21 protein-coding genes and 1 pseudogene are annotated in these 21,037 nt (G+C 37.6%); 6 read left to right on the forward strand and 16 right to left on the reverse strand.

Going from position 1 to position 21,037, the window contains the following annotated elements:
* Positions 1-64 precede the first annotated feature (64 nt).
* A complete protein-coding gene (locus NYE73_RS19585) occupies positions 65-406 on the forward strand; it encodes a thioredoxin family protein (protein ID WP_259949655.1) in 342 nt (113 codons plus the stop codon).
* Positions 407-465: 59 nt separating this feature from the next.
* Entirely contained in the window at positions 466-969 is a 504-nt protein-coding gene (locus NYE73_RS19590) for a C39 family peptidase (protein WP_259949657.1), read from the forward strand.
* A gap of 90 nt (positions 970-1,059) precedes the next feature.
* Here NYE73_RS19590 and NYE73_RS19595 read toward each other — a convergent pair whose 3' ends face one another.
* The 9 genes from NYE73_RS19595 to NYE73_RS19635 form a co-directional block, all read right to left on the reverse strand.
* The gene (locus tag NYE73_RS19595) at positions 1,060-1,947 is read right to left on the reverse strand and encodes a 5'-3' exonuclease (protein WP_004228212.1); all 888 of its coding nucleotides are present in this window, start codon (positions 1,945-1,947) and stop codon (positions 1,060-1,062) included.
* 115 nt (positions 1,948-2,062) lie between these two features.
* Entirely contained in the window at positions 2,063-3,049 is a 987-nt protein-coding gene (locus NYE73_RS19600) for an agmatinase family protein (RefSeq protein ID WP_259949659.1), read from the reverse strand.
* A gap of 391 nt (positions 3,050-3,440) precedes the next feature.
* Positions 3,441-4,433 (reverse strand): polysaccharide deacetylase family protein, encoded by a 993-nt coding sequence (locus tag NYE73_RS19605; RefSeq protein ID WP_259949661.1) that lies wholly within the window; start codon positions 4,431-4,433, stop codon positions 3,441-3,443.
* Between the two features lie 4 nt (positions 4,434-4,437).
* Positions 4,438-5,184, reverse strand: coding sequence for a hypothetical protein (locus NYE73_RS19610; protein ID WP_231595696.1), 747 nt, complete (start codon positions 5,182-5,184; stop codon positions 4,438-4,440).
* A complete protein-coding gene (locus tag NYE73_RS19615; protein ID WP_259949662.1) occupies positions 5,165-6,838 on the reverse strand; it encodes a GNAT family N-acetyltransferase in 1,674 nt (557 codons plus the stop codon). The genes NYE73_RS19610 and NYE73_RS19615 overlap by 20 nt, the downstream gene beginning before the upstream one ends.
* 1 nt (position 6,839) lies before the next feature.
* Complete coding sequence (locus NYE73_RS19620; RefSeq protein ID WP_196333041.1) at positions 6,840-7,970, reverse strand: glycosyltransferase family 4 protein; 1,131 nt, start codon at positions 7,968-7,970, stop codon at positions 6,840-6,842.
* A gap of 10 nt (positions 7,971-7,980) precedes the next feature.
* Positions 7,981-8,616, reverse strand: a complete 636-nt coding sequence (locus NYE73_RS19625) for a sugar transferase (RefSeq protein WP_048394351.1) — start codon at positions 8,614-8,616, stop codon at positions 7,981-7,983.
* Positions 8,617-8,757: 141 nt separating this feature from the next.
* The gene (locus NYE73_RS19630) at positions 8,758-9,207 is read right to left on the reverse strand and encodes an SACOL1771 family peroxiredoxin (protein WP_054549471.1); all 450 of its coding nucleotides are present in this window, start codon (positions 9,205-9,207) and stop codon (positions 8,758-8,760) included.
* A gap of 67 nt (positions 9,208-9,274) precedes the next feature.
* Complete coding sequence (locus tag NYE73_RS19635) at positions 9,275-10,876, reverse strand: Na/Pi cotransporter family protein (protein WP_259949913.1); 1,602 nt, start codon at positions 10,874-10,876, stop codon at positions 9,275-9,277.
* Between the two features lie 224 nt (positions 10,877-11,100).
* On the opposite strand from NYE73_RS19635, the gene NYE73_RS19640 reads away from it, so the two are divergent.
* Positions 11,101-11,718 (forward strand): 3-ketosteroid-delta-1-dehydrogenase, encoded by a 618-nt coding sequence (locus NYE73_RS19640; protein ID WP_259949670.1) that lies wholly within the window; start codon positions 11,101-11,103, stop codon positions 11,716-11,718.
* 38 nt (positions 11,719-11,756) lie between these two features.
* Here NYE73_RS19640 and NYE73_RS19645 read toward each other — a convergent pair whose 3' ends face one another.
* The 3 genes and pseudogenes from NYE73_RS19645 to NYE73_RS19655 all read right to left on the reverse strand — a co-directional run.
* On the reverse strand, positions 11,757-13,370 hold the full coding sequence (locus tag NYE73_RS19645) for a GNAT family N-acetyltransferase (protein WP_259949672.1): 1,614 nt from the start codon (positions 13,368-13,370) through the stop codon (positions 11,757-11,759).
* Between the two features lie 133 nt (positions 13,371-13,503).
* Positions 13,504-15,192: an FAD-dependent oxidoreductase gene (locus NYE73_RS19650; RefSeq protein WP_259949674.1), complete on the reverse strand. Its 1,689-nt coding sequence runs from the start codon at positions 15,190-15,192 to the stop codon at positions 13,504-13,506.
* Between the two features lie 231 nt (positions 15,193-15,423).
* Positions 15,424-15,641, reverse strand: a pseudogene (locus tag NYE73_RS19655) (glutathione-dependent formaldehyde dehydrogenase); the annotation flags it as partial.
* A gap of 208 nt (positions 15,642-15,849) precedes the next feature.
* Here NYE73_RS19655 and NYE73_RS19660 point away from each other — a divergent pair.
* Positions 15,850-16,536 (forward strand): zinc transporter family protein, encoded by a 687-nt coding sequence (locus tag NYE73_RS19660; RefSeq protein ID WP_231595704.1) that lies wholly within the window; start codon positions 15,850-15,852, stop codon positions 16,534-16,536.
* Positions 16,537-16,576: 40 nt separating this feature from the next.
* Here the strand turns inward: NYE73_RS19660 and NYE73_RS19665 are convergent, their stop codons facing one another.
* On the reverse strand, positions 16,577-17,635 hold the full coding sequence (locus NYE73_RS19665; RefSeq protein WP_259949676.1) for an S-layer homology domain-containing protein: 1,059 nt from the start codon (positions 17,633-17,635) through the stop codon (positions 16,577-16,579).
* Between the two features lie 433 nt (positions 17,636-18,068).
* Here NYE73_RS19665 and NYE73_RS19670 point away from each other — a divergent pair, with 433 nt between their 5' ends.
* Positions 18,069-18,968, forward strand: a complete 900-nt coding sequence (locus NYE73_RS19670; RefSeq protein ID WP_054549488.1) for a 3-hydroxyacyl-CoA dehydrogenase — start codon at positions 18,069-18,071, stop codon at positions 18,966-18,968.
* 50 nt (positions 18,969-19,018) lie between these two features.
* On the opposite strand, the gene NYE73_RS19675 is transcribed toward NYE73_RS19670, so the two are convergent.
* Together NYE73_RS19675 and NYE73_RS19680 are read right to left on the reverse strand one after the other, a co-directional pair.
* The gene (locus NYE73_RS19675; protein WP_004228187.1) at positions 19,019-19,210 is read right to left on the reverse strand and encodes a hypothetical protein; all 192 of its coding nucleotides are present in this window, start codon (positions 19,208-19,210) and stop codon (positions 19,019-19,021) included.
* A 3-nt stretch (positions 19,211-19,213) separates the two neighbouring features.
* Positions 19,214-19,762, reverse strand: a complete 549-nt coding sequence (locus NYE73_RS19680; protein WP_048394336.1) for a sigma-70 family RNA polymerase sigma factor — start codon at positions 19,760-19,762, stop codon at positions 19,214-19,216.
* Between the two features lie 172 nt (positions 19,763-19,934).
* Between NYE73_RS19680 and NYE73_RS19685 the strand changes: the two genes are divergently transcribed.
* Positions 19,935-20,090 carry a YvrJ family protein gene (locus NYE73_RS19685; protein WP_259949683.1) on the forward strand — a complete coding sequence of 52 codons (156 nt, stop codon included), beginning with the start codon at positions 19,935-19,937 and terminating at the stop codon, positions 20,088-20,090.
* Between the two features lie 421 nt (positions 20,091-20,511).
* Here NYE73_RS19685 and NYE73_RS19690 read toward each other — a convergent pair whose 3' ends face one another.
* A complete protein-coding gene (locus NYE73_RS19690; RefSeq protein ID WP_259949684.1) occupies positions 20,512-21,009 on the reverse strand; it encodes a GNAT family N-acetyltransferase in 498 nt (165 codons plus the stop codon).
* Positions 21,010-21,037 lie beyond the last annotated feature (28 nt).

Here is a 21,037-nt window from a genome sequence, read left to right on the forward strand (position 1 = left end):
GACAAGAAGTAGCGATTGAAACGGCCAAACAGAAAACTTTCAGATTGCGAGAAAAATGTGTAGAATGGAAAGCAAGGAGAGTGAATACTTAATGAAAACTATTACTACTGCAGAACAATTTAACGAATTAATCGCTGGCGACCAAAAAGTTTTAGTGAAATTTTATGCTGGCTGGTGCCCTGATTGCACACGTATGAATATGTTCATCGATCCAATCATTGAAGAGTACAACCAATATGATTGGTATGAGCTAAACCGAGACGAGCTCCCAGAAATCGCTGATAAGTACGATGTTATGGGAATTCCAAGTCTATTGATTTTCCAAAATGGTGAAAAACTTGCACACTTACATAGTGCAAATGCAAAAACACCTCAGCAAGTAACAGAATTTTTATCTGCTCAATAATAATGGCGAGAGAGCTGCATTTCTTCTTGAAATGCAGCTCTTTTTGAAAGGAGTTTATTATGCGTCAACAATTGGCACTACGGGGGGCTTCACAATATGAGATTTCCATTGCACCAAGCTATCGCAATTCTGCCTGTGGACCTACTACGATTCATGTCATCTTAAAATTTTTAAATGAGTCAGCTCCTTCAATTAATGAGCTATATAAACTGCTTCGTGGTACAAAAATTGGCTTATTCAAATGGAGACTGATTCACAATCTTCGTCAATTGCTTCCAACTTGGGATATTCGAACATGTTCATTAAAGGAAGCTCTACAGGAAATTGACGCAGGTCGACCAGTTGCTATGCGTTTTGATCGCTATTTTAGCCTTCAGTGGCGTGATAAAAAATCAACCTTTGCTTATCATTGGGTACCGCTTATAGGCTATGAGATAAAAAATGATGAGCTATGGCTAATATTCCATGATAATGGTGGTCCACAACGTGATAGCCAAATTCGTCAGGCTCTCTATAAAGACAACGAAAAGGTATTATCCTTCGTGAAAATGGTTCCTTACTAGAGCAAATATCGATTAGCCTTCTTTTTGCTCTCTATTCTTTTCCTTACAATAAAAAAAGCAGAGCATATGACTATACTCTGCGATGATTGATTAAATAAGCGAATACAAAGAACGGGCGTGCTTGGCAATTAGTGTGTAGCCACGCTCTTCTATTGCTTTAAAAATATGTGGTTCGTAAGTTGGTAACACAAGGCTTGTAAAATCAGCGTCAATTGGTACATTGGTTTGAATCGTTGCAAGCTCATGTGATAGCTGCAACATATCTAAATTATCTTGAATTTTTGTTCTTTGACCTGGCTTCAATTCACCGAGTGATGCCAGTATTTTGTCTATTGAGCCATATGTTTGAATAAGCGTTAACGCTTGTTTTGGGCCAATCCCTTTCACACCTGGATAGCCATCACTTGAATCACCCATAAAGGCTTTCACCTGTGCAAACTGTGAAGGTTCAATACAATATTCTTCTTTAAAGCGAGCATGTGTATAAATATCGTATTCTGTATAGCCCTTTTTCATAAACGCAATTTCTGTAGATGGCCTTAAAAGCTGAAGTAAATCCTTATCACCACTAATGACCGTAATGTCTGCCTCGTCCTGCCATTTCGTTATCATGGAGCCAATTAAATCATCTGCCTCCATGCCCTTCACCCCGAAATTTTGCCAACCCATTTGCTGCGATAAATTTTTCGCCATATCAAATTGTGGTAGCATTTCCTCTGGAGGTGCTGGGCGATTCGCTTTATAGCCATCAAATAAATCATTGCGGAATGTATGTGCGCCCATATCCCAGCAAACAGCCATATGTGTTGGCTTCATAATAGTTTGTGCTGTTAGAACATGTCGCACAAATCCTTGGGCCCCATTCGTAGGTGTTCCATCTGCCAAGCGAATAAAATGCCCCATGGCAGCCGAAGCGAAAAAAGAACGGAATAACAGTGCCATACCGTCGACAATCAATAATCTTGGTTTTGTTGTCATCATAAATTTCCTCTCTATTACAATACAAAGTTTGTATTTATTTATTGTTTTCTATTTAAACATTATAGCAAACTTTTAAAATTCAGCATTGTTAATACTCGGAAATACACTTGCTTTACAACATAACCTTTCCTTTTTTCGAGATACGATTGCGATGATCTAGTTGAATGCCTGTCAACCATTGTAAAAATGCAGTTACACCGATTTTAACAGTTTCTGGACGTAGTATACCTTCTTTAGGATCAGCATAAACAAAATCAATATGACGAACACCCTCATTTTCGCCAATAATCTTGAGGATATCGAATAACTCATAAGCCGTTAAACCACCAGGTGAAGCTGCAGGAACATCACAGGCAAATACAATATCAAGTGCATCTAAATCCACAGACACATAAATGCGATCTACTTCATACATAAGCTGACGCAGCATTTCACGTATTGTGAGTTGAATACCATCACGCCGCATTTGCTTTAACGTAATCATATGAATGCCTTGTTCTTTAGCATAATGAATCATTTCGGGTGAATTGAAAAAGCCATGCAAACCGACATTATAGACATGTCTCCCCTCCACAACCCCTGCTGCAATTAACTGATGAATTGGAGAATCTTGTGCTAAACCAATTTCCTCTTGGTTTCTTGCATCTAAATGCGTGTCAATTTGAATGATGCCAATGCGATCCTGTGGGAAGGCATTTTTTATACCTTTTATGGAGTGCGCTGTAATAGTATGATCTCCCCCAATCAAACAAGTAAAACTTCTTTGAAAGGCTATACTTAAATTTTCTGCAGCAGCCTCGATGGCAGATTCCGAAAGCATTCGATCATTTTCTAGAATCGCCACATCCCCAATATCCACAACTGAAAGGGCACGTAAATTCACCTGCTCATCTAAATTATATGATTGAAAACCTGGCCAAGCCTTACGAAAGGCTGTTGGGTATTGCGCTTTTGACGACGCACCATTGGTATATGATAAAAGCGCTCCATATACGACAATATCCACCTCATTCGGATTCGGATTTGTTTGCTGCTTTATCCACTGATGCATAGCTGATCCATTCTCCTGCTTCCATAGGCATTCTGATTGTATAAACATATTCATCTACCACCTTCTTCTCTTTTCCATTCAAGTTCAATTGACCTAAATCAATTGGTGCTCCCCTGTAAATGTCCTAACATATTTTCTTTATAGTAATAGTACCATTCGTACAATGATTTTCGTCAAAGTTTTTCTTTTTTTCTCTTATATTGAAAATATTCTTTTGATCAAACAAAAAAAGCAAACTTGAAATCAGTTTGCTTAGAAATTACATGTTTCTTTTGTTAGGAGATTGTGGCTGTTCTCAACTTTTTGAGTGTTGTTCACCTACCTTGAGCGCTTTGACACTCTTAATAAATGACTTTCTCTCGTTTACAAGCACTTTAATTACTCTTCAGAGAGCAAACCTCTTTTTTACCAACTCTTCGTACAGAGAGCTCTTCCATTATTACTTCTGCTGTTTCGAAAGGCTATCGCAAAGTTCCGCTACCTCATACATGGAATAGCTTTGAAAATTATATTGATTACGCAGTTCTTGATGATAACTTAATAGTTCTTCTAGCATCGCCAAATTCTTATCAATATGCTTGCCAAAATTATGAGGATGCCACCATAAATGATAAAAGGCTTGTGCCTGTGCAGCCTTGAGCATGCCTTCCTTTATTCGCTTTACTTTTAAATTTTCGAATATACGCAATGGACTACAGTATGGCCTTAAAAAAGCACTTGATCGAATATTAATCAGTTGCTCCTCTTGCATTTCTTCCAGGGTGGCTATATGATGACCAGTTATATTCCAATAGCTATCTAACCACTTCTTAGCACCTAAAAGTCTTCCCTTTTTCGTAAACTTTTGTGCGTCATATAGCTCATGATTTTCGGTGCCTCTATAGCAAACATATCCCTCTTCTAAACAAGCTGTAAAATAGTCTTTGTTTATTTGATTACGAGGAAAGACAATCGATTTCATAGGCGCAGTATAGCCGTCACTGATTGTTTTCGTTGCATGTAAATCCGCACAAAAGGCAGCTTTCGTTTGGCCCTTCTCCAAGCAATAAAAATGAGAAAAGGTATGACTTCCTATTTCCTGATGTGGTGTACGTTTAATTTCCTCAATTAATGATTTACCAAAATGCAGGAGATCTTCTTGTTCATTTTCGCCAACTTTTGCTAGCTGTGTATGTGCTGCAAAGCGCATATTTTCATATTTCACAGGGATACCTCGCAAATAATGAGCCATTTCTGCCTTTGATTCAGCAAACAATAATCCAACTGTAGCCCAAGTTGCATGGATGTCATATTGCTCAAATAACGCTAGTATCCTGGGCAAGGCTTTACGGACACCATATAGGTTTTTATTGTATTGGCCATAACGAAATACGTCATGGACACCCCAATTCAGCTCAAAATCTAATGAAATAACGAGACCCCCACCATTCATGTTGCTACTTCCTCCATTTTTGCACACCTAGTAAAAGTGCACGTATTTTTGATTGGATAATGTAGCCTGAGTAAACATGAACAACCTGGCCACCAAAGCTTAATTTAAAGGCTCGTACATTTCGATTGTCCGTTAATTCTCCCATATCATATAAGACAAAACCTTGCTCCTTTAGGTGTAGCAGGTTATGCCAAATTAAAAACCGATTTGCATAACGGAAAGGACGTTTTAATTGTGCAGGCAATGCGGTTGCATGACATGTTGCCTCGAAATAAGACATCGCTTTTTTCTCATGCACAATATCTAATCGATAACATAATGTCTGTCCACAAAAACTCTGGATCTCCGATAATAATAAGGCACCCTGTTCATTGAGGAGCAGAATGGTTTCCATTTGCGACTTGCCGATTGCTTCAATTTTTTTTCTTTTGGCAAATTGATTGTAAAATTGCTGAAAGGCTTTCAAATTTTCTATGGATGGCTCTTTATACAAAATGACTTGATAGGATTCTTTTTGGGCACGTCGTAAGATTTTACGATTACCTTCAGACAGTGCTAAATATAATGAAAGCTCATGCTCTTGCAAATAAATGTGAATCGTTTCGCTTTTTACAAGCTTCCGACTTGGTACTAATGAATGCGTATAGCCTACAACTTTCATAGACTTTCGAAAATTGGCTGGCTTTTCGAGAAAATAAAAATGCTGCATTGCGATATTCCATCGCTTACTTTTAATGGACAGAATGTACATCGCCCCCACTCTCTGTATATTTTTCTACACGGTGTCGCTCAAAACGAGCAAGTTTATAATGTTTCATTCGAGAAATAGGTTTATAGCCTAGTTGTACTAAGCGCTTGCGCTTGCGCCATTGCCAAAAACTTACCGATACCCACAATGTTTGTGCTGGTTTTATTTTCCGTAAAAAAGCTGTAATAATGTCGATTTGTTTGAAAACATCATAGGCTAAAAAATAGGTTTGCTTCGGTAAGGCTTCTACAATTTGCATTGAATCCACTCGCCAGTTTGTGGCATGTAATGCAAACGCCAGCTTATTCGTTTCCGCAAAGGAGTCTTTATAAATCGTATAGCCCTTATAAAGGAGGGCCATGACTTCTTCCTGATCAAGTTGCATCGCTTCCTGAATCGACATTTCTTCAAATAAGTTTCCGACAGGTTGCTGTGGTGATACGTCATCTGATGGGGATAATTCATACAGCTCCACTTGTTTCAAACGAATAAATTTTTCTACGAATTGTTGTCCATATTCTAGCCAATCTTTTACCTTTCCATACTTTACTAAATATCGTAAATGGCCCAGTGTGTTACGCTTCCAATCTACGACTCGTTGGTTCCCTTTCATAAATTCTTTGAGCCTTTGCTTTAACGATAAAAAACCTGCCAGTAGATTTGTACGTTTCGTACCGCTGCTAGCAAGCATCTGTCTTGTAAAATCAATGTCTGAGCGCCAATCAAGTTTATAAGACTCATAGCCTATGCTCATATCATATAAGCGATAGTTAGCAGTAAACGTTCGCTGGATGGCTTCCTGAGTGACTATCCGACCAGCACCAAATAAATTAAAAGTTGGCTCATGTGCAAGGGCATAGGTTACATAGCGGCCACGACAGCATAATCCATAAGTAAAAGCAATCCACTGGTTTTCAAAGACAAGAGCATCGACCTCTACCTGTAACGCCTCACCTTTAAGCATCGTTAAACGCTCAAAAAAATCTCTTTTCTTGCCTTTTGTAAAGCCACTTGTATCTAGTTTTTTTGCCCATCGTCGATCAAATAACCGAAACATTTGCCAAAGCTCGTCCTGTGAAGCCTCACGTTTTTCTAAGGAGCCTAAATTTCTTAGTTTTCGTTCTCGTCGATCAACGCCATGCATTTTTCGACGTTGATTGAAATGGCGATGAAAATCAATTTCCGAAAAAGCAAGATAGGGTGTCACAACTCGGAACAGGCTTGTACGTAATTGTCTTTCTACAAAGTATTGCTCTAAGATCTTAGTAGACACCTTGCTTTCTAATAACCCATGCAAGGAAAAAAGAATATGCCGATGCTTTTTAATGAGCTCATCAAAAACAAAGGTTGTAACTTGCTGTAACCATTCCTTTTTAGCCACAACCCCTGTATAATTGGCGATGTTTTCTCCCGCAAAAGCATACACCCTTACCCCCCAACGAATAGACACTGTAAAAGGAAAAAAGGCTCTAATTGTCCCCTCATGTTCAATGGCGTAAAGCTCTACACGCTCTTTCCGTCCTACAATTTGCCACCAATTATAAAACCAAGCAAATTCTATAAATGGATTATCATTGTTCTCTTCTTCTAAAATGGCATCCCAAATTTCCTTGTACCACATAAGCTCATCATCAGTTCTAATGCGAATTAATTGCAATTTAATCCCCTTTCTTCACTAGTTCTGAAACAGCCTGTTGATAAACCATTAATGTTTTTTGATACATGGGGATGAAGGTGAAGTACTGTAAATAACGCTGCTCACTTGCCGTCCCCATTTCCCCTCTTAAAGGAGCATCCATTAATAATTGATGTAGCCTCTTCTTCAATAATTCATTATTCTCTCGCTCCACTAAAAACCCATTGTCATGATCAATAATAAGCTCTTTCACACCACCTACATTTGTTGCAATAATAGGAAGTCCTACACGCATCGCTTCAATAATCGAAATCGGCAAGCCTTCCCAATCTGATAACAGAACAAATAGGTGGCCTTTCTCAAGATAAGAATGAACGTCTAATTGATTACCTAAAAATGTTACACGATTGGATAATCGATTTTGTTCAACGAAATGTTCTAAAGCTGGACGCAGAGAACCATCTCCAATCAATTGAAGGTGCCAAGGGATATCTGTCAGTTCCGCTAAAGTCTTTAACAGGACATCTTGTCTTTTAGGCACTTCAAAACGAGCAACCATGACAATGACTGGCTGCTCCATGCATATCTTTTCAGTTGTCTTATTTCTCTCGATAGGGTCAATGCCGTTGTGAATAGTCAGCAATTTATGAGCAGGAGCGACCTTTTTCATTAGTGCTAGTTCCCGATCATATTCAGACACTGTAATAATTTTTGTCGTAAATGGCTGAATTGATCTTTCCATCCGTTGATAGAATAGCTTTTTCTTGTAAGGAACACCTTCTGTAAAGCTCCAGCTATGTGCCGTAAAAATAGTTGGAATTTGTAACAACCTACCAACTATGCGACCAATCACACCGGCCTTAGAGGAGTGGGTGGCTATAACATCTGGTTGTAGATGTTTGAAAACGGCTCTTAATTGCCAAAATGCTTGAAAATCTTTCGCTAGATGAATAGCCCGTTGAAGAGCAGATATACTGATAACAGGGATTTTATGCTCTTGTAAGTGCCACAGTGATGGTTGGTAGGAGCCCGTCACTACTGTGACATCATGCCCATCCTGTTTTAAGTGGATGGCAAGTGCCTCCACATGTTTTTGCGCACCTCCAACTTTATCCATTCGTGTAATAAGCTGAACGATCTTCAGTATGGCCACTCCTTATTTTTTAATAAGCACCTGTGCGTGCAACAACAACATAAATTGTCTTCAACAAAATTTGGACATCCAACCAAAAGGAATAATGATCAACGTATTCAATGTCATATGATATTTTTTGTCCATGTGAAATATTCGACCTACCATTAATTTGAGCGAGGCCTGTTAATCCTGGCTTTACCTCCAAACGCCGAGCCTGTAAGGAATTATATGCATTCGTGATCGTTGGTACTTCAGGACGTGGACCTACAATGCTCATATCACCTTTTAACACATTTAAAAGTTGTGGAATTTCATCAATACTGAGTTTTCGAAGAATAGCGCCCACTTTTGTGATGCGTGTATCTTGCTCTGTTTTAAAATAATAATCATCAGGGATACCATCAGCACAAATAGTCGGCATATTGACTGGAACTGCCTGAATACACATTGTTCGTAGCTTCCAAATCACAAAGCGGTGATGATCGAGGCCAGTTCGGATTTGTTTAAAAAAAATGGGGCGACCTGTCGTTATGAGTAAAATGAGGAATATAGCTAGCATTAGAGGAATTGTTATAAAAAGCAAAAATAATGCCCCAATAATATCGAATATTCTTTTGCCGTACTGACCATAGAATGTGAGATTCTGAGCTGTCTGAACGTGCAATACATCATCCTTTGCATTTTTTTAGCACTTAACTCTATATATTCATTTTGAACATTTCTAGAACTATTTTAGAAAAAGTGCTTATTTTATGAAAAAAAGAGTTATATCAGCGTTACTTGCTGAATAACTCTTGCTGTCTTATTATATGCTTGCTTCAAAAATTTGAACATCACATTCAATTACAACATTACCTTTTAATGCTTTACTGATCATACATGTTTGTTCAGCCTTGTGTGCTAAGCGTAGAAGTCTTTTTTCAAGATGTTCTGTTAGCTCTTGCACAATAATAGTCGGTTTATGGACAATTTTTTCATACGTAAAAATGCCATTTTCTACACTAACAAATCCATGGGCCTGCATGGATAATTCCAGTACATCTATTTCTGACCTTTCGAATAAAGCAGCTAGTGTAATTAAATAACAGGTTGCAGCTGCCCCTAAAAGCATTTCATCTGGATTTGTACCAATGCCAGGTCCATTCATTTCCCGAGGAATAGAAATTTGTGTTTGCAAATTACTAGCTTGGATATTTCCTGTACCGTTTCTTCCTTCTGACCAAGTTAAGTCCATTGTAAATTTATGCTGAACCATTCTAGATCCTCCTTTATTTGTAAAGCAAGAAAAATGCCCGCTTACAAACGTAAGACGAGCATTCCATTTATTCAACTGTTACTGTATTTTTATCTGTGTCAATATGACGACCTTTCTTAGTCACGGTTTGGTACTCTGCAAGACGAGCGGTCGTACGCCAATAGTGATAGACAAGTCGATCAATCCACAGCAAAGTCTCCACTTTCGATACAGCTGTCTCTAACTCTACCACATTTTCAACAGTGTGCTCAAAGTATGCGTTTCGTTTATCACGACGCACCGTAGCCATTTCAGAGGAAGTAACCTCAAGCAAGGTAGCAATCTCAGGTAGACGTTCATCCTCATCAATGATTAGTAGTACTTTTTCCAATACCTCTAACCACTTTTGGGTTAATGTCTCCTGTAATTGAAAGGCATTTGGATGTTGCTCACGTAATGCCTTTGACAAACGATATAAGTGGTCTAAAGCATGTAAAAGGGCAATATGCTTATACCGTTCTTTTTGAGAGGAAGATTGAATAGCATCCATAAATAAACGTGTTTTTTCGATTGCCTCATCTATTTGAGCCAATCTACTGTCTGTTTCAGCTGTGCGTTTTTTTCCTTGAATAAGGGAAACGAGTACTGTCGTCATTTCCTTAGTAATATCTTGCAATGTATTAAAGGATACCTCTACAGCAACTCCAGGTAGTTTGGCAACACTACTATCTAAATTACGAGTTAAATAATTTCCTTTTTCAGGGATCATTTTTTCAATGGCCTTTGCAAAAGGACGAACAAATGGCACAAAGAGTATCGCGCCAATCACACTAAATAATGTATGGAAAACAGCAATGCCGAGTGTTTCATCAAAGCTACCATTGATGGATTTCGTGACAAACTCTGTAAGAGCAAACATAAACCTTGCACCGAATGTCACTAGTATAGCAGTGACTACATTGAACATTACATGTGTCACAGCTGTTCGTTTTGCAGCTGTTGATGCACCAATCGCAGCAAATAACGCTGTAGCTGTCGTCCCGATATTTTGACCAATGACTAAATAAGCAGCCTGTTCAAAATCAATAGCACCTGCATATAAAGCTGTTAAAGTGGCTGCTATTGCAGCACTAGAAGCCTGCATAATAACCGTCATGATAAGACCCAAAACAATTAAAATTAGCTTGCCACTAATAGAATTTGCACTAAATGCATCGAATGGAATTTTATCTTGTACCGCAGCCATTCCTCCCTGAAGAACATCAATACCTAAAAATAATAAGCCAAAACCAGTCACTAGCCCTCCAATTGCTTTGTAATCACGTGGTGCGAGCAATTGGACAAATACACCAAGCGCAATAAAAGGTAGTGACATTGTCTGCATATTGATTTTAAAGCCGATTAATGAAATAATCCAACCAGTACTCGTACTCCCGATATTGGCGCCAATAATAACGCCAATCGATTGGACAAATGTAAGAAGTCCAGCACTGACAAAACCTATCGTAATCAAGGTCGTGGCCGTGGAGGATTGTACAAGCATTGTCATAAATGTACCAGATAGTACCGAGCTAATGGTCCCACCTGTAAAACGATTGAGCCATTTTTTCAAGGCATCTCCTGCCAATTCCTTTAAACCGTTTGTTAGCATCGTCATTCCAAGTAAAAATAAACCTATGCCCCCAAGCACATTGATCAACCTATCAACACTCCCTACTAAAATTGTATCTCTATTATGAAAGCTCCTTTTTAAAGGAGTTTTATTCCCCAAACATTCTTAATAGTACCATTATTAATTTTGAGAAAATAGGGATATTTCCCTGCATTGTACAAAATCATCCATTATTTTACGAAAAACAATGTGATAATTTTTATGGTAGAATAGAATAAATAATTCTTTAGGAGATTTTCAAAATGATTTTAACAAAGCAAGAAGCAATACAAGCACTTAAAAAGAACAAATTCATCGGTTTTACTATTACAACGGGTAATATTATTATGAAAAAGATTAATAAAACCGAGTATAATATTTTTGTTTTCGAAGAAGGAAGAGAAAAACCATTACGCTATGTAGGCTCTATCATGAACGTGATGGCGACAATGAGCGATAAAGCTTCTAAAAAAGATTTTGTGATTGTTGAACAACTACCAGCAGGAAACAGCGCTAAAGAAACTCAATCTTCTGAACAAGAAGCAACGACAGAGGAAAAAGTAGCACCACATGAAGAAAAGCCTTTAGTTGAAGGACAAGAAGAAAGCCGTGCGATTGCTGGCTATGAAGGCTTATATGAAATGACGGCAAGTGGTCGAATTATTACAGTAAGAGAAAACCGCCCATTGGCTCGCTGTAATGATGAATATGGCTTCCATATTGCGCGCTTAACAAAGGACGGCAAAGCATCTAGCCATAATGTCTTTGAACTTTGGAAACAGACATTCCCAGAGCTGGAGCACACTCTTTTCAAAGGTGCCTTAAAAGCCAAGTATGGTACAGGCTGTAAGCTAATTGATAAACCTGGTATTCATTTTTAATGAAACACCCTCAGCAAATATGCTGAGGGTGTTGTTATTTAGATATCGTATATTTTTTGCCACTTGAAAATCTTTATTATATTAATTTTAGCTACTTTATGAAAGCCTGCCTGCATGAGCTTTCTTCGTCTGGTTCTCTTATACCAAGGGACTATTGTACAGACTGCTCTCCCTTCCCGCTGCACATCTGCAACGATCTCCTTTAGTCGCAAGCTATCATATTCTTTTATAAACGACATATTGTCTGACAGCTCATAGGAATAGTTAACCGTTTCTTCGGCTACCGTTTGATCGTGTCGCTTATAGATGACATGGTCGCTATCTGCAAAGAGTCGATAGCCCTTATAGAAATCTGTAACATTTTTCTCTCGATCCTTCGTTGTCATGATGTCTTTCATTGATAATTCTTGAAATCTCACATTTCCGTTACTCTGTTGTTGCTTTGCAATATAAACATCTAAAATATGAATGGCTAGCATTCGTTGGAACATTTTTATAAAAGCTCTTAGCCAATCTTTCGTGCTTGCATGCTTCAGAAAATAACGCAGTTCTCCTAATCGGTCTCGCTTCAATTTTACTAGCTGATGATTATTCGTTAATAGCCCTTTTAGGCGATCACGCATGACCATCCATAATCGAATACTACGCTCTTTAACTCCTTTTGTACTCATCACAAATTTCCTAGTAAAATCAATATGTGTATACCATTCAAACTTATATGGCTCATAGCCACTTCCTAAGTCATAATAACGATAGCCAGCTTGATGTGCTTTTAGCATATTTTCTTTTTCAATGAGGCGACCTGGACCAAATAGATTAAAATCTGGCTCATGGCCCATTGCCTGACAAAAATTGCGCTCTCTACAGCATAGGTCAATTGTAAAAGCAATCCACTGCCCTTCAAATTGTAAGCTATCGACTTCTACGCGAAGCTCCTTACTGTTGCTTTTAGCTAGCTGCTCATAAAATAGACGAGTTTGCTTTTCGGTAAAGCCACTTTTATCAATTTTCTTTTGCCATCTTCTCTTGAATAACGTAAACATGTCTTGTAGATGATTGTAATTCACTTCCTGAAAGACGACATGACCAAGAGACTTTAATTTGTTTTCACGCCGTTTAAGGCTTTTGAATTTCTTGCGATGCTTCTTTAGAAATGTTTCTATAGGAATTGTTTGGAAATCAATATAAGATGTGACAGTTCGAAAAATCGAATGAGGCATCTGATATTCAATCGCATATTTTTCTAATTCTTGAGAGGTATTTTTACTTTCTAATAATCCATGTAACACGATTAAATAACGCTTATATTTTCGTGAAAACTCCTTCAAAAGAAAAGTAATGGAAGGTTCTAACCACTCCTTATCAGCAATCACTTCCATATAGGTCGCAAAACCTTGTCCTAAAAAGCTGAAATAATGGATTGTACCAAATCGTACAGAATGCACTAACGGAAAAAAGGCCACTGCTATACCTTGATGCTCCACTATGTAAATTTTGACATTGTCATGAATCCCGAGCGTTGTCCACCAAGTTGAAATCCATTCATACTCAATAAAAGGGTTATTATTATACTCTTTTTCAAGAATCTCTGACCAAATGCTCCGATAGGGCTCTAACTCTTCGATAGTCGTTATGAGTTTATAAGCTAGCAATGAACTAAATCGCTCCTTTTCATGTGATCATCGCCATACATTTAGTAGCCACTATATTCCTAGCAAGAAAGTATTAGAACATTACACCAACGTAAAAACCCCTCCTTATTAGAAAGGAAGGGCTTCGTTTCATTTACACGTTTACAAGTGATATCTCATCTTTTGTCACTGCATTGGCCATATGTGCTGTCGCCACAAAGCTTAGTGTCATACCAGGTCCAATGGTTGCGCCTGGGCCAGGATACGTTTCCCCCATGATAGACGCTGAACAATTGCCAGAAGCATACAACCCCTCAATGGGTTCGCCATTCTCCTTTATTACACGAGCATATTCGTCTACTACGAGGCCACCTTTTGTGCCGATGTCTCCAGGATATAGACGCAATGCATAGAATGGTGCTTTCTTGATTTCTGCTAAATTTGGATTTGGTAGTGTCGGGTCCCCGTAGTAATTATCGTAGGCACTACCTCCTCGATAAAAATCATCATCATGTCCGTTCCGGGCAAAGTCATTAAAACGATTCACCGTTGCTACTAGGTTCTCCGCTGGCACTTCCATTTGTTTGGCAAGCTCTTCAATTGTTTCCGCACTTTTTGCAACTCCATGCTCAAACCAACTTTTCGGGAATGCCTGTCCTGGGAACAATCCTGTAAAAATATAACGGCTTTTAGCTGAAGCATCAATTAATATCCAGGAAGGAACTGCCTGCTGTGTGACCTCTTGATGCTTATACATCGTATCCACGAATTCATGATATGGAGCCGCTTCATTGACAAAACGTTGCCCTGCACTATCCACTACAATCATATTGGGCACGCCACGATCTGCCACAAGGAAGAATGGATGTCCTTGTGGATCAATAACAGAAGGCGCTCCCCATACTTTATCCATTAAATCCAACGTTGCACCAATTTTTACGCCAGGTTCAAGGATGTCACCTGTTTGACCTTCTGGAGAAGAAGTCCATGCAGCATTCGTAGGACTTGGTAAATACTTTTCACGAAGTGTCTGATTATGTGAGAAGCCACCTGATGACAGAACAACACCTTTCTTTGCCTCAATTTTAAGCTCTTGTCCATCTCTTTCCACAATAATTCCTATTACTCTTCCTTTGCCCATAATGAAATCTTTAAAGGCCGTTGATAGCCAAAGCTCACCATTTGCTTCTGCAAGGGAGAGGCGTAAACGTGCAATTAAAGCTTCTCCTAAGGCTACTGGATCGCTCTTAGTTACCTTTGACTTGACTAAACGCGCCCCTAATTTCAGTGCAGTAGTTTTACCTTTTAGCGTCCGGGTAATCATATTCACTTTATGAAACTCGTAGCTATTCATCGTGAAGCCTTTTGTTGATAGAGTTGCACGACGCATAGAATTTGCTAAAGAGCCCATTTTTGTTAAATCGAAAATAAGTGGTTCAATGGAGCGTCCCTGTGACAACCCACCTGGTTTTTCTGGATAATAATCCGAGTAGCCTTTTGCATATTGGAAGCGCATATGCTTTGTTTTATTGTATAAAAAGCGTAACATTTCAGGCCCTCTCGTAATATAAGTTTCCTTTAGCTCTTCTGGCACACGATCACCGATTGTTGAATCTAGATATTGGCGTGCAAGTTCATGTGTATCTGGGACACCTGCACCTTTAATGATATGATTATTAGGAATCCATAAAGCACCGCCTGAAATAGCAGAAGCACCACCATAGCGATCTGTTTTTTCGATCACTAATGATTTCATTCCTTGTAACTTTGCTGTTAAACCTGCTGTCAATCCCGCTGCACCAGAGCCTACTACTACTACATCATAACTAGCATCCCATTTCATTCAACCATTCCTCCCTATATGAGCTAAATCGATGAATCTGTCCTTTCTATTAAAAAGTATAGAATTAAACCAATATTCAGTCAATTTAAACCATTCCCTATATTTCCACAAAAAAGGAGCATACTCACTCGATTTAAGGTTTTAGAATCAACTTTATACAGTTATCTTCCCGTCCACAAATTATTTCATAGGCTACTTGCTTCTTCTAATGGCAATTGATATGTAATGGTACGATACATTAAAAGGCAAGAGGACACAGTCACCCTTTTTCACTTTTGTCACATGCTCTTACCTATTACATAATTCTTATGTGAAAGAATAGCGCCTTGGTAAATATGCAAATCAGTTCCACGAATAGCAGTAGAAGTGATTTTCACAATAATATCGTCCTTCTTTTAACAGTTGGACCATCTAATATCTTTATTTCCATGATAGGTTACAGCCTTCACGACAACACTCCCTTTGCATAGTATCATCACAACAAGCATATATTTTCGACTCTATTCTTTCCTTCGCTAACCTGCAGTATGCACATCTTTGTCATTATCGTTTTTATGCAGGCAATTCAATGTCAAGCATATTCATTTCTACTTAGCATATAGTTTGAAAAAGGCATTAAGTTGATGATAGGGCGGAGGAATTTTACAGGTGAGTGCAATGATACTTGGCGGTTTTCTATTTTTCAGTGTGAGCATTGGGGGCGCGATTGCCTGGATTTTCTCTAAGCTATTTCAGCATACGACACAGGGGTTATCATTATTGTGCGGAGGTTTTTTAGTAGGCTTACTTGTGCTAGATATCATCCCTTCTTCCTTTCAAATCTATCAATCATTTGGGATTATATTAGGTATTTTTATTGGTTATTTCATCTTCCAACTACTAGATACCTTATTTCATGCTTCTCATGCACAGAATCCCTCTGTCTCTCTATTAACACTAGCTATGATTATCCATACAATACCTATTAGTCTCACTGTTGGAAATTTACTTGGAAATGCTGCATTAAGTATTTCTCTCACAGCCTCCATTATTCTCCACCATGTTCCAGAGGGATTTGCATTATCTACTGCACTCATCTCTCAAGGTGAAAGGCTTTGGAGACTTTTCATTTATTTCTTCATCTTCTCTATTTTCTTTAGTATTTTCATCTGGTTTGGTCAGTATTGGGCTTTACCAGACAAAGCACAAGGGATTTTAATGGGCATTTCGATAGGATTGATTGCTACAGCTAGTATTTCTGAATTCATTTTGCATCAGCTACAGAAAGTCTCATTTAAAGCATTTTTTATGTATCTCTTTCTAGGTTATTTCCTAAGCTATATTTTCCATATACTTGTTGAATAACAAAGGGATGTCTCCGCGCATGAGACATCCCTTTCCTCTTTTATTCTTCTTCACTAACTAGCATTAAAGTAAGCGTTAAAATTTTAGAAACCTCTGCCCGAGTAAGATTACCTTTTGGGTTAAACTTACCATTCGTACCATTTAAAATACCTAGATGTTGCAATAGACCGATAGCCTCTACTGTTTCTTGACGCATTTGATTTTTATCTGTGAATGAATTGTTTTTGCTCACTTGCGCAACATTCACTTCCATACCTTCTAAATACCTAGCAGTAATATAGGCCATTTCCTCTCGTGTAACGGGCTTTTTCGGCTCAAATTTTTCACCATTGAAAATATCGATTAAGCCATACTCCTCAAGAATCGCTACCTCCTTAGCACCCCAGAAACCACTAAGATCAGTATAAGAAGCAGGACCCTCATAATCTTCATTCACATTTAAGCCAGATGCACGGAAAATAATAGCCGCCAGTTCTCCACGCGTCACTTGTCCATTTGGATTAAACATAGTAGCCGTTGTCCCATTAATGATATTTGTTTGATATAGTAACTGAATATAGCTTTCAGCCCAATGACCAATAGCATCCTTGAAATATCCACCTGCTTTTAACTCAACGTCGGCACGAGCAAATACCTGTACCATATCATTTAAATCCTCTGCACTAACTGCTTCCCATTTGCCAGCTGTATATACCTCACTCTTATAGCCATTACTAGTTTGTGTAATTTTTATTTGAATCGCAGGCCCAAATAACTTCTTCAGTTCTTCATAGTTTTCCTTAAACTCTTTTTCTCCCTCTGGATAGAGGTTTGTACCATCTTTGTACGATTGAAGAATCGCCTCTAATGAAATTTTTACTGTAATACTATTTTTTGTTGTAACAATCGACACTTCATTATTTTCAAAGCCTATTTTAGATAACAAAAGCATTTTATAAATATCTTGATAGGGCATGGCTTGTAACTGACTAGTGGCTGCAACATTCTGCTTTGGATGGATTATATTTGCTACATTTACTACATCCTGTGCATACGCCTGTCCACCAACCCCTGTAAAACATGCAATACTCAGTGCACCAGCTAACATTATTTTCTTCACTGTTTTTCCCCCTTCAATTCATAGATTCAGTGTACTAAAACAACAGTTTATAAATCTATAAAAATATGGGAATTAAACAATAATTATATAAAAGACCCATTTTTAACACATTATAATTTTCCTATTTTACTTTTGAGTTTGAAACTAGTTTAACAGAAGGAGAAATTTCTCAATGCTATCTACCACAATTACATATGTAATTAGATATATCTCTCAAATGAGGGCAGCTTAAAGGCTGTTCTTTGTTATATTTCTTTTACACTGGGTACATACTTGGAAAGAAACTTCTTTCAGCTAACTTTATATTTATATAATGTTAGAGGCTTTCATTTGATTTTTATTAAACGGTAGAAGTAGTATGGAATTGTAATGAAGGATTATCTACATATCCACACTATTATATTAATGTAACAATTTCAAAGGAGGAATTTCGATGAATTATCAAAACATTACGGTTGCAGGTAGTGGTGTATTAGGAAGCCAAATTGCTTATCAATCTGCTTTCAAAGGTTTTAATGTAACAGTGTATGACATTAACGATGAGGCGTTAAAAAATGCACAGGATCGTATTACAAAATTAAAACCATTTTATCAACAAGATTTAGGTGCTACACAAGAAGAAGTGGATGCAGCCTATGCACGTCTTACTTTTAATAGTGACTTGGCGCAAGCCGTTGCCAATGCTGATCTTGTTATAGAAGCAATCCCTGAAGTTGTGAGCATCAAAACAGAATTTTACACGAATCTTGGAAAAGTAGCACCAGCAAAAACAATTTTTGCAACAAACTCGTCTACTTTACTACCAAGCCAATTTGCTGAAGCAACTGGCCGTCCTGATAAATTTTTAGCTCTTCACTTTGCTAATACAATTTGGAAAAACAATACTGCGGAAATTATGAAACACCCTGGTACAGATATGAAAGTATTTGATGAAGTGATTGAATTTGCACGCGCCATTGGCATGGTACCACTACCATTGCATAAAGAGCAACCTGGCTATATTTTAAACTCATTACTAGTTCCGTTTTTAGATGCAGCTGAATCTTTACTTGTAAAAGAAGTGGCCGATCCAGAAACAATTGATAAAACATGGATGATTGGTACAGGCGCTCCACTTGGACCATTTGCTATTCTAGACATCGTTGGCATTAACACTGCCTATAACATTGTGGAAGCGAAAGCAACTGCCACTGGTGATGAAAACATGAAAAAATTAGCTAACCTCTTAAAAACAGAGTACATCGAAAAAGGCAAATTGGGCCGCGCAACAGGTGAAGGCTTCTACACATATCCAAATCCAAGCTTTGCAAAACCAGATTTCTTAAAGGGTTAATGATTAAAAAGAGCAATTGTCCTTCTTAAAAGGGCATTGCTCTTTTTTTATCATACAAAAAAATTCCAAAAACTAGGTGTGTTTTCAAATTCTTTCGTTGTCAGCTTTTCAATAATTTTCAGCTTAATCTCCTGCTCTAAGTCTTCTCTATCCTGGTAACTTGTTTGATGAAGACACTGCTTAATTTTTGGCGTAAAATTTTCAATAATTATTAGCATCTCCTCATTCATATTGTTCTGCATTGACTAAATCTCCTCCTTTCTAATAATATGATGAAGCTTCTTTAAAGCCTTTCGATGCAGGTTGGATATATTCTGTGGTGTTGTTTGTAATGTTTCAGCGATTACTTTTATAGAATAGTCTTTGACATAAATCATTTCTAAAATTTGCAGTTGCTTGTCTGTTAATTTTTGCAAGCCTTTAAAGAGCTGTTCATTTTCAATTTTTTCTAATAATCCTTCTTCTTCGCTCTCTTCGTCTCTTATACCGTCGTCCATTAGACCACTATCTGCGACTAATAAAAAGCGATTTTGCAATCTTCTCTTTTTTTTATCGAAATCCAAGCTAAAGAAATAAATTAAATTGCTGATATATTTTATTTTCTGTACCCTTTGATAATGAGCTTGAAATGTTTCATCAACCATTTTCAAATTACAATCATTGGGATATAAGATTGCATGTTGTACCAAATAAAGATTTTGTGCATCTGCCAAAAAACTCCTGATAATTGGGTTTTTAACCTGTTCTCTATTTCTGTAAAAAAACTCTTCTATTATTTTGTACTCATTACACATTCGCATCACTCCTATATATTCGCCTTCTTGTTCATTAAAGTGAATATCATATATCTATTATAAACCAAAAAAGAACAAACGTTCTCTAATTTATTCATTCATATTGATTTTATTAATCGTACGTTCACTTTTCATAACTGTAAGCATCACAATAATGAGGGAGGAAGATGTTATGATACCAATTGAAACTATACAAATGTGGGTTCACCTAATAGGTAATTCAGGTTTCCCTATTGCCATTACCATCTATCTCTTTATTCGTTTTGAGAAGAAAATAGAAAATTTGGAAGCGATCATCTTGAAATTGTTAGATAAAAGGGAAAATTAATAAGCCTATAAAAAAATATACGGCAGCATCCTTTAAAAAGGATGCTGCCGTGTGACTTAAAGATGCTTCTGCATACCATATATGTAAGAACAAATATGTAGATGGGGGGATTTTATGGAGCTTATATTGACCATTTTTCTCATGCTAGATATTCCCTACAATTACTTTCACCATTCATTCCCCATTATGATTGAATACTTGGGGAATCTTGGATTTTGGCTGGCACTCCCATTATCGGTCCTTACTATCTTGCTAAGTCTATGGTTACTTATAAAAAAAGTGGGCATTGTTAGCTCTTTACTTATTCTTTTTATTACGGGGATTCTTTTATTCCTTGCTTTAATTTCATTGTTCCATTGTTACTCATCCTAATAAATTGAAGCCTTTGAAGATGGAATACTTCAAAGGCTTTTTAGCATTTTTAGAAATACAGCACCATATAATCCTCATCAAAATATTGCTGCCCTATTTTTAAGGCGTTTCGTTCTGTTCCAAAAACGTGAAAACCTAACGATTTGTATAATCCTTTTGCTGATTCATTGGAAGAAACAACTGTTAAATTAATTTGCTCGACATCTACTAGTGTCTTTGCTTGATTGATGATCTCTACCATTAGTTGTTTTCCTATGCCCAATCCCCGCTTTTTTGTAGAAACATAAACGGCAAAAATACTCGCTTTATGCTTTAGCTTCATTTTATTTGCTTGCACCAATGTCGCCACACCGAGTAAATCCTCCTGGTCAAATGCCCCAAACGTAAATGTTCCCTGTCCTTCGAGCCTACTTGCAAACGACTCAATTGACAAATCCTTTTCTTCCTCGAAGCTAGCGCCAAAAGCTTCTGGATTTGTTTGCAATCCCTCTAATCTTAAATCTCTATATACCTCAGCATCTGCAGCTGTTAATTGTCTAATTTCCATGCCTTTTCCTCCTATCATACTTTTCCTA

Source organism: Lysinibacillus sp. FSL K6-0102, assembly GCF_038003545.1.
Taxonomy (GTDB): domain Bacteria; phylum Bacillota; class Bacilli; order Bacillales_A; family Planococcaceae; genus Lysinibacillus; species Lysinibacillus capsici.

Excerpts from the sequence above, each read along its gene's own strand:
- NYE73_RS19680 (WP_048394336.1), bottom strand. The coding sequence starts at position 19,762 with ATGTGTAATGAGTACAAAATAATAGAAGAGTTTTTTTACAGAAATAGA.
- NYE73_RS19600 (WP_259949659.1), bottom strand. The coding sequence starts at position 3,049 with ATGTTTATACAATCAGAATGCCTATGGAAGCAGGAGAATGGATCAGCT.
- NYE73_RS19640 (WP_259949670.1), top strand. The coding sequence starts at position 11,101 with ATGATTTTAACAAAGCAAGAAGCAATACAAGCACTTAAAAAGAACAAA.
- NYE73_RS19675 (WP_004228187.1), bottom strand. The coding sequence starts at position 19,210 with ATGCAGAACAATATGAATGAGGAGATGCTAATAATTATTGAAAATTTT.
- NYE73_RS19585 (WP_259949655.1), top strand. The coding sequence starts at position 65 with ATGGAAAGCAAGGAGAGTGAATACTTAATGAAAACTATTACTACTGCA.
- NYE73_RS19650 (WP_259949674.1), bottom strand. The coding sequence starts at position 15,192 with ATGAAATGGGATGCTAGTTATGATGTAGTAGTAGTAGGCTCTGGTGCA.
- NYE73_RS19630 (WP_054549471.1), bottom strand. The coding sequence starts at position 9,207 with ATGGTTCAGCATAAATTTACAATGGACTTAACTTGGTCAGAAGGAAGA.
- NYE73_RS19605 (WP_259949661.1), bottom strand. The coding sequence starts at position 4,433 with ATGAATGGTGGGGGTCTCGTTATTTCATTAGATTTTGAGCTGAATTGG.
- NYE73_RS19660 (WP_231595704.1), top strand. The coding sequence starts at position 15,850 with ATGATACTTGGCGGTTTTCTATTTTTCAGTGTGAGCATTGGGGGCGCG.
- NYE73_RS19595 (WP_004228212.1), bottom strand. The coding sequence starts at position 1,947 with ATGACAACAAAACCAAGATTATTGATTGTCGACGGTATGGCACTGTTA.
- NYE73_RS19670 (WP_054549488.1), top strand. The coding sequence starts at position 18,069 with ATGAATTATCAAAACATTACGGTTGCAGGTAGTGGTGTATTAGGAAGC.
- NYE73_RS19690 (WP_259949684.1), bottom strand. The coding sequence starts at position 21,009 with ATGGAAATTAGACAATTAACAGCTGCAGATGCTGAGGTATATAGAGAT.
- NYE73_RS19590 (WP_259949657.1), top strand. The coding sequence starts at position 466 with ATGCGTCAACAATTGGCACTACGGGGGGCTTCACAATATGAGATTTCC.
- NYE73_RS19610 (WP_231595696.1), bottom strand. The coding sequence starts at position 5,184 with ATGTACATTCTGTCCATTAAAAGTAAGCGATGGAATATCGCAATGCAG.
- NYE73_RS19685 (WP_259949683.1), top strand. The coding sequence starts at position 19,935 with ATGATACCAATTGAAACTATACAAATGTGGGTTCACCTAATAGGTAAT.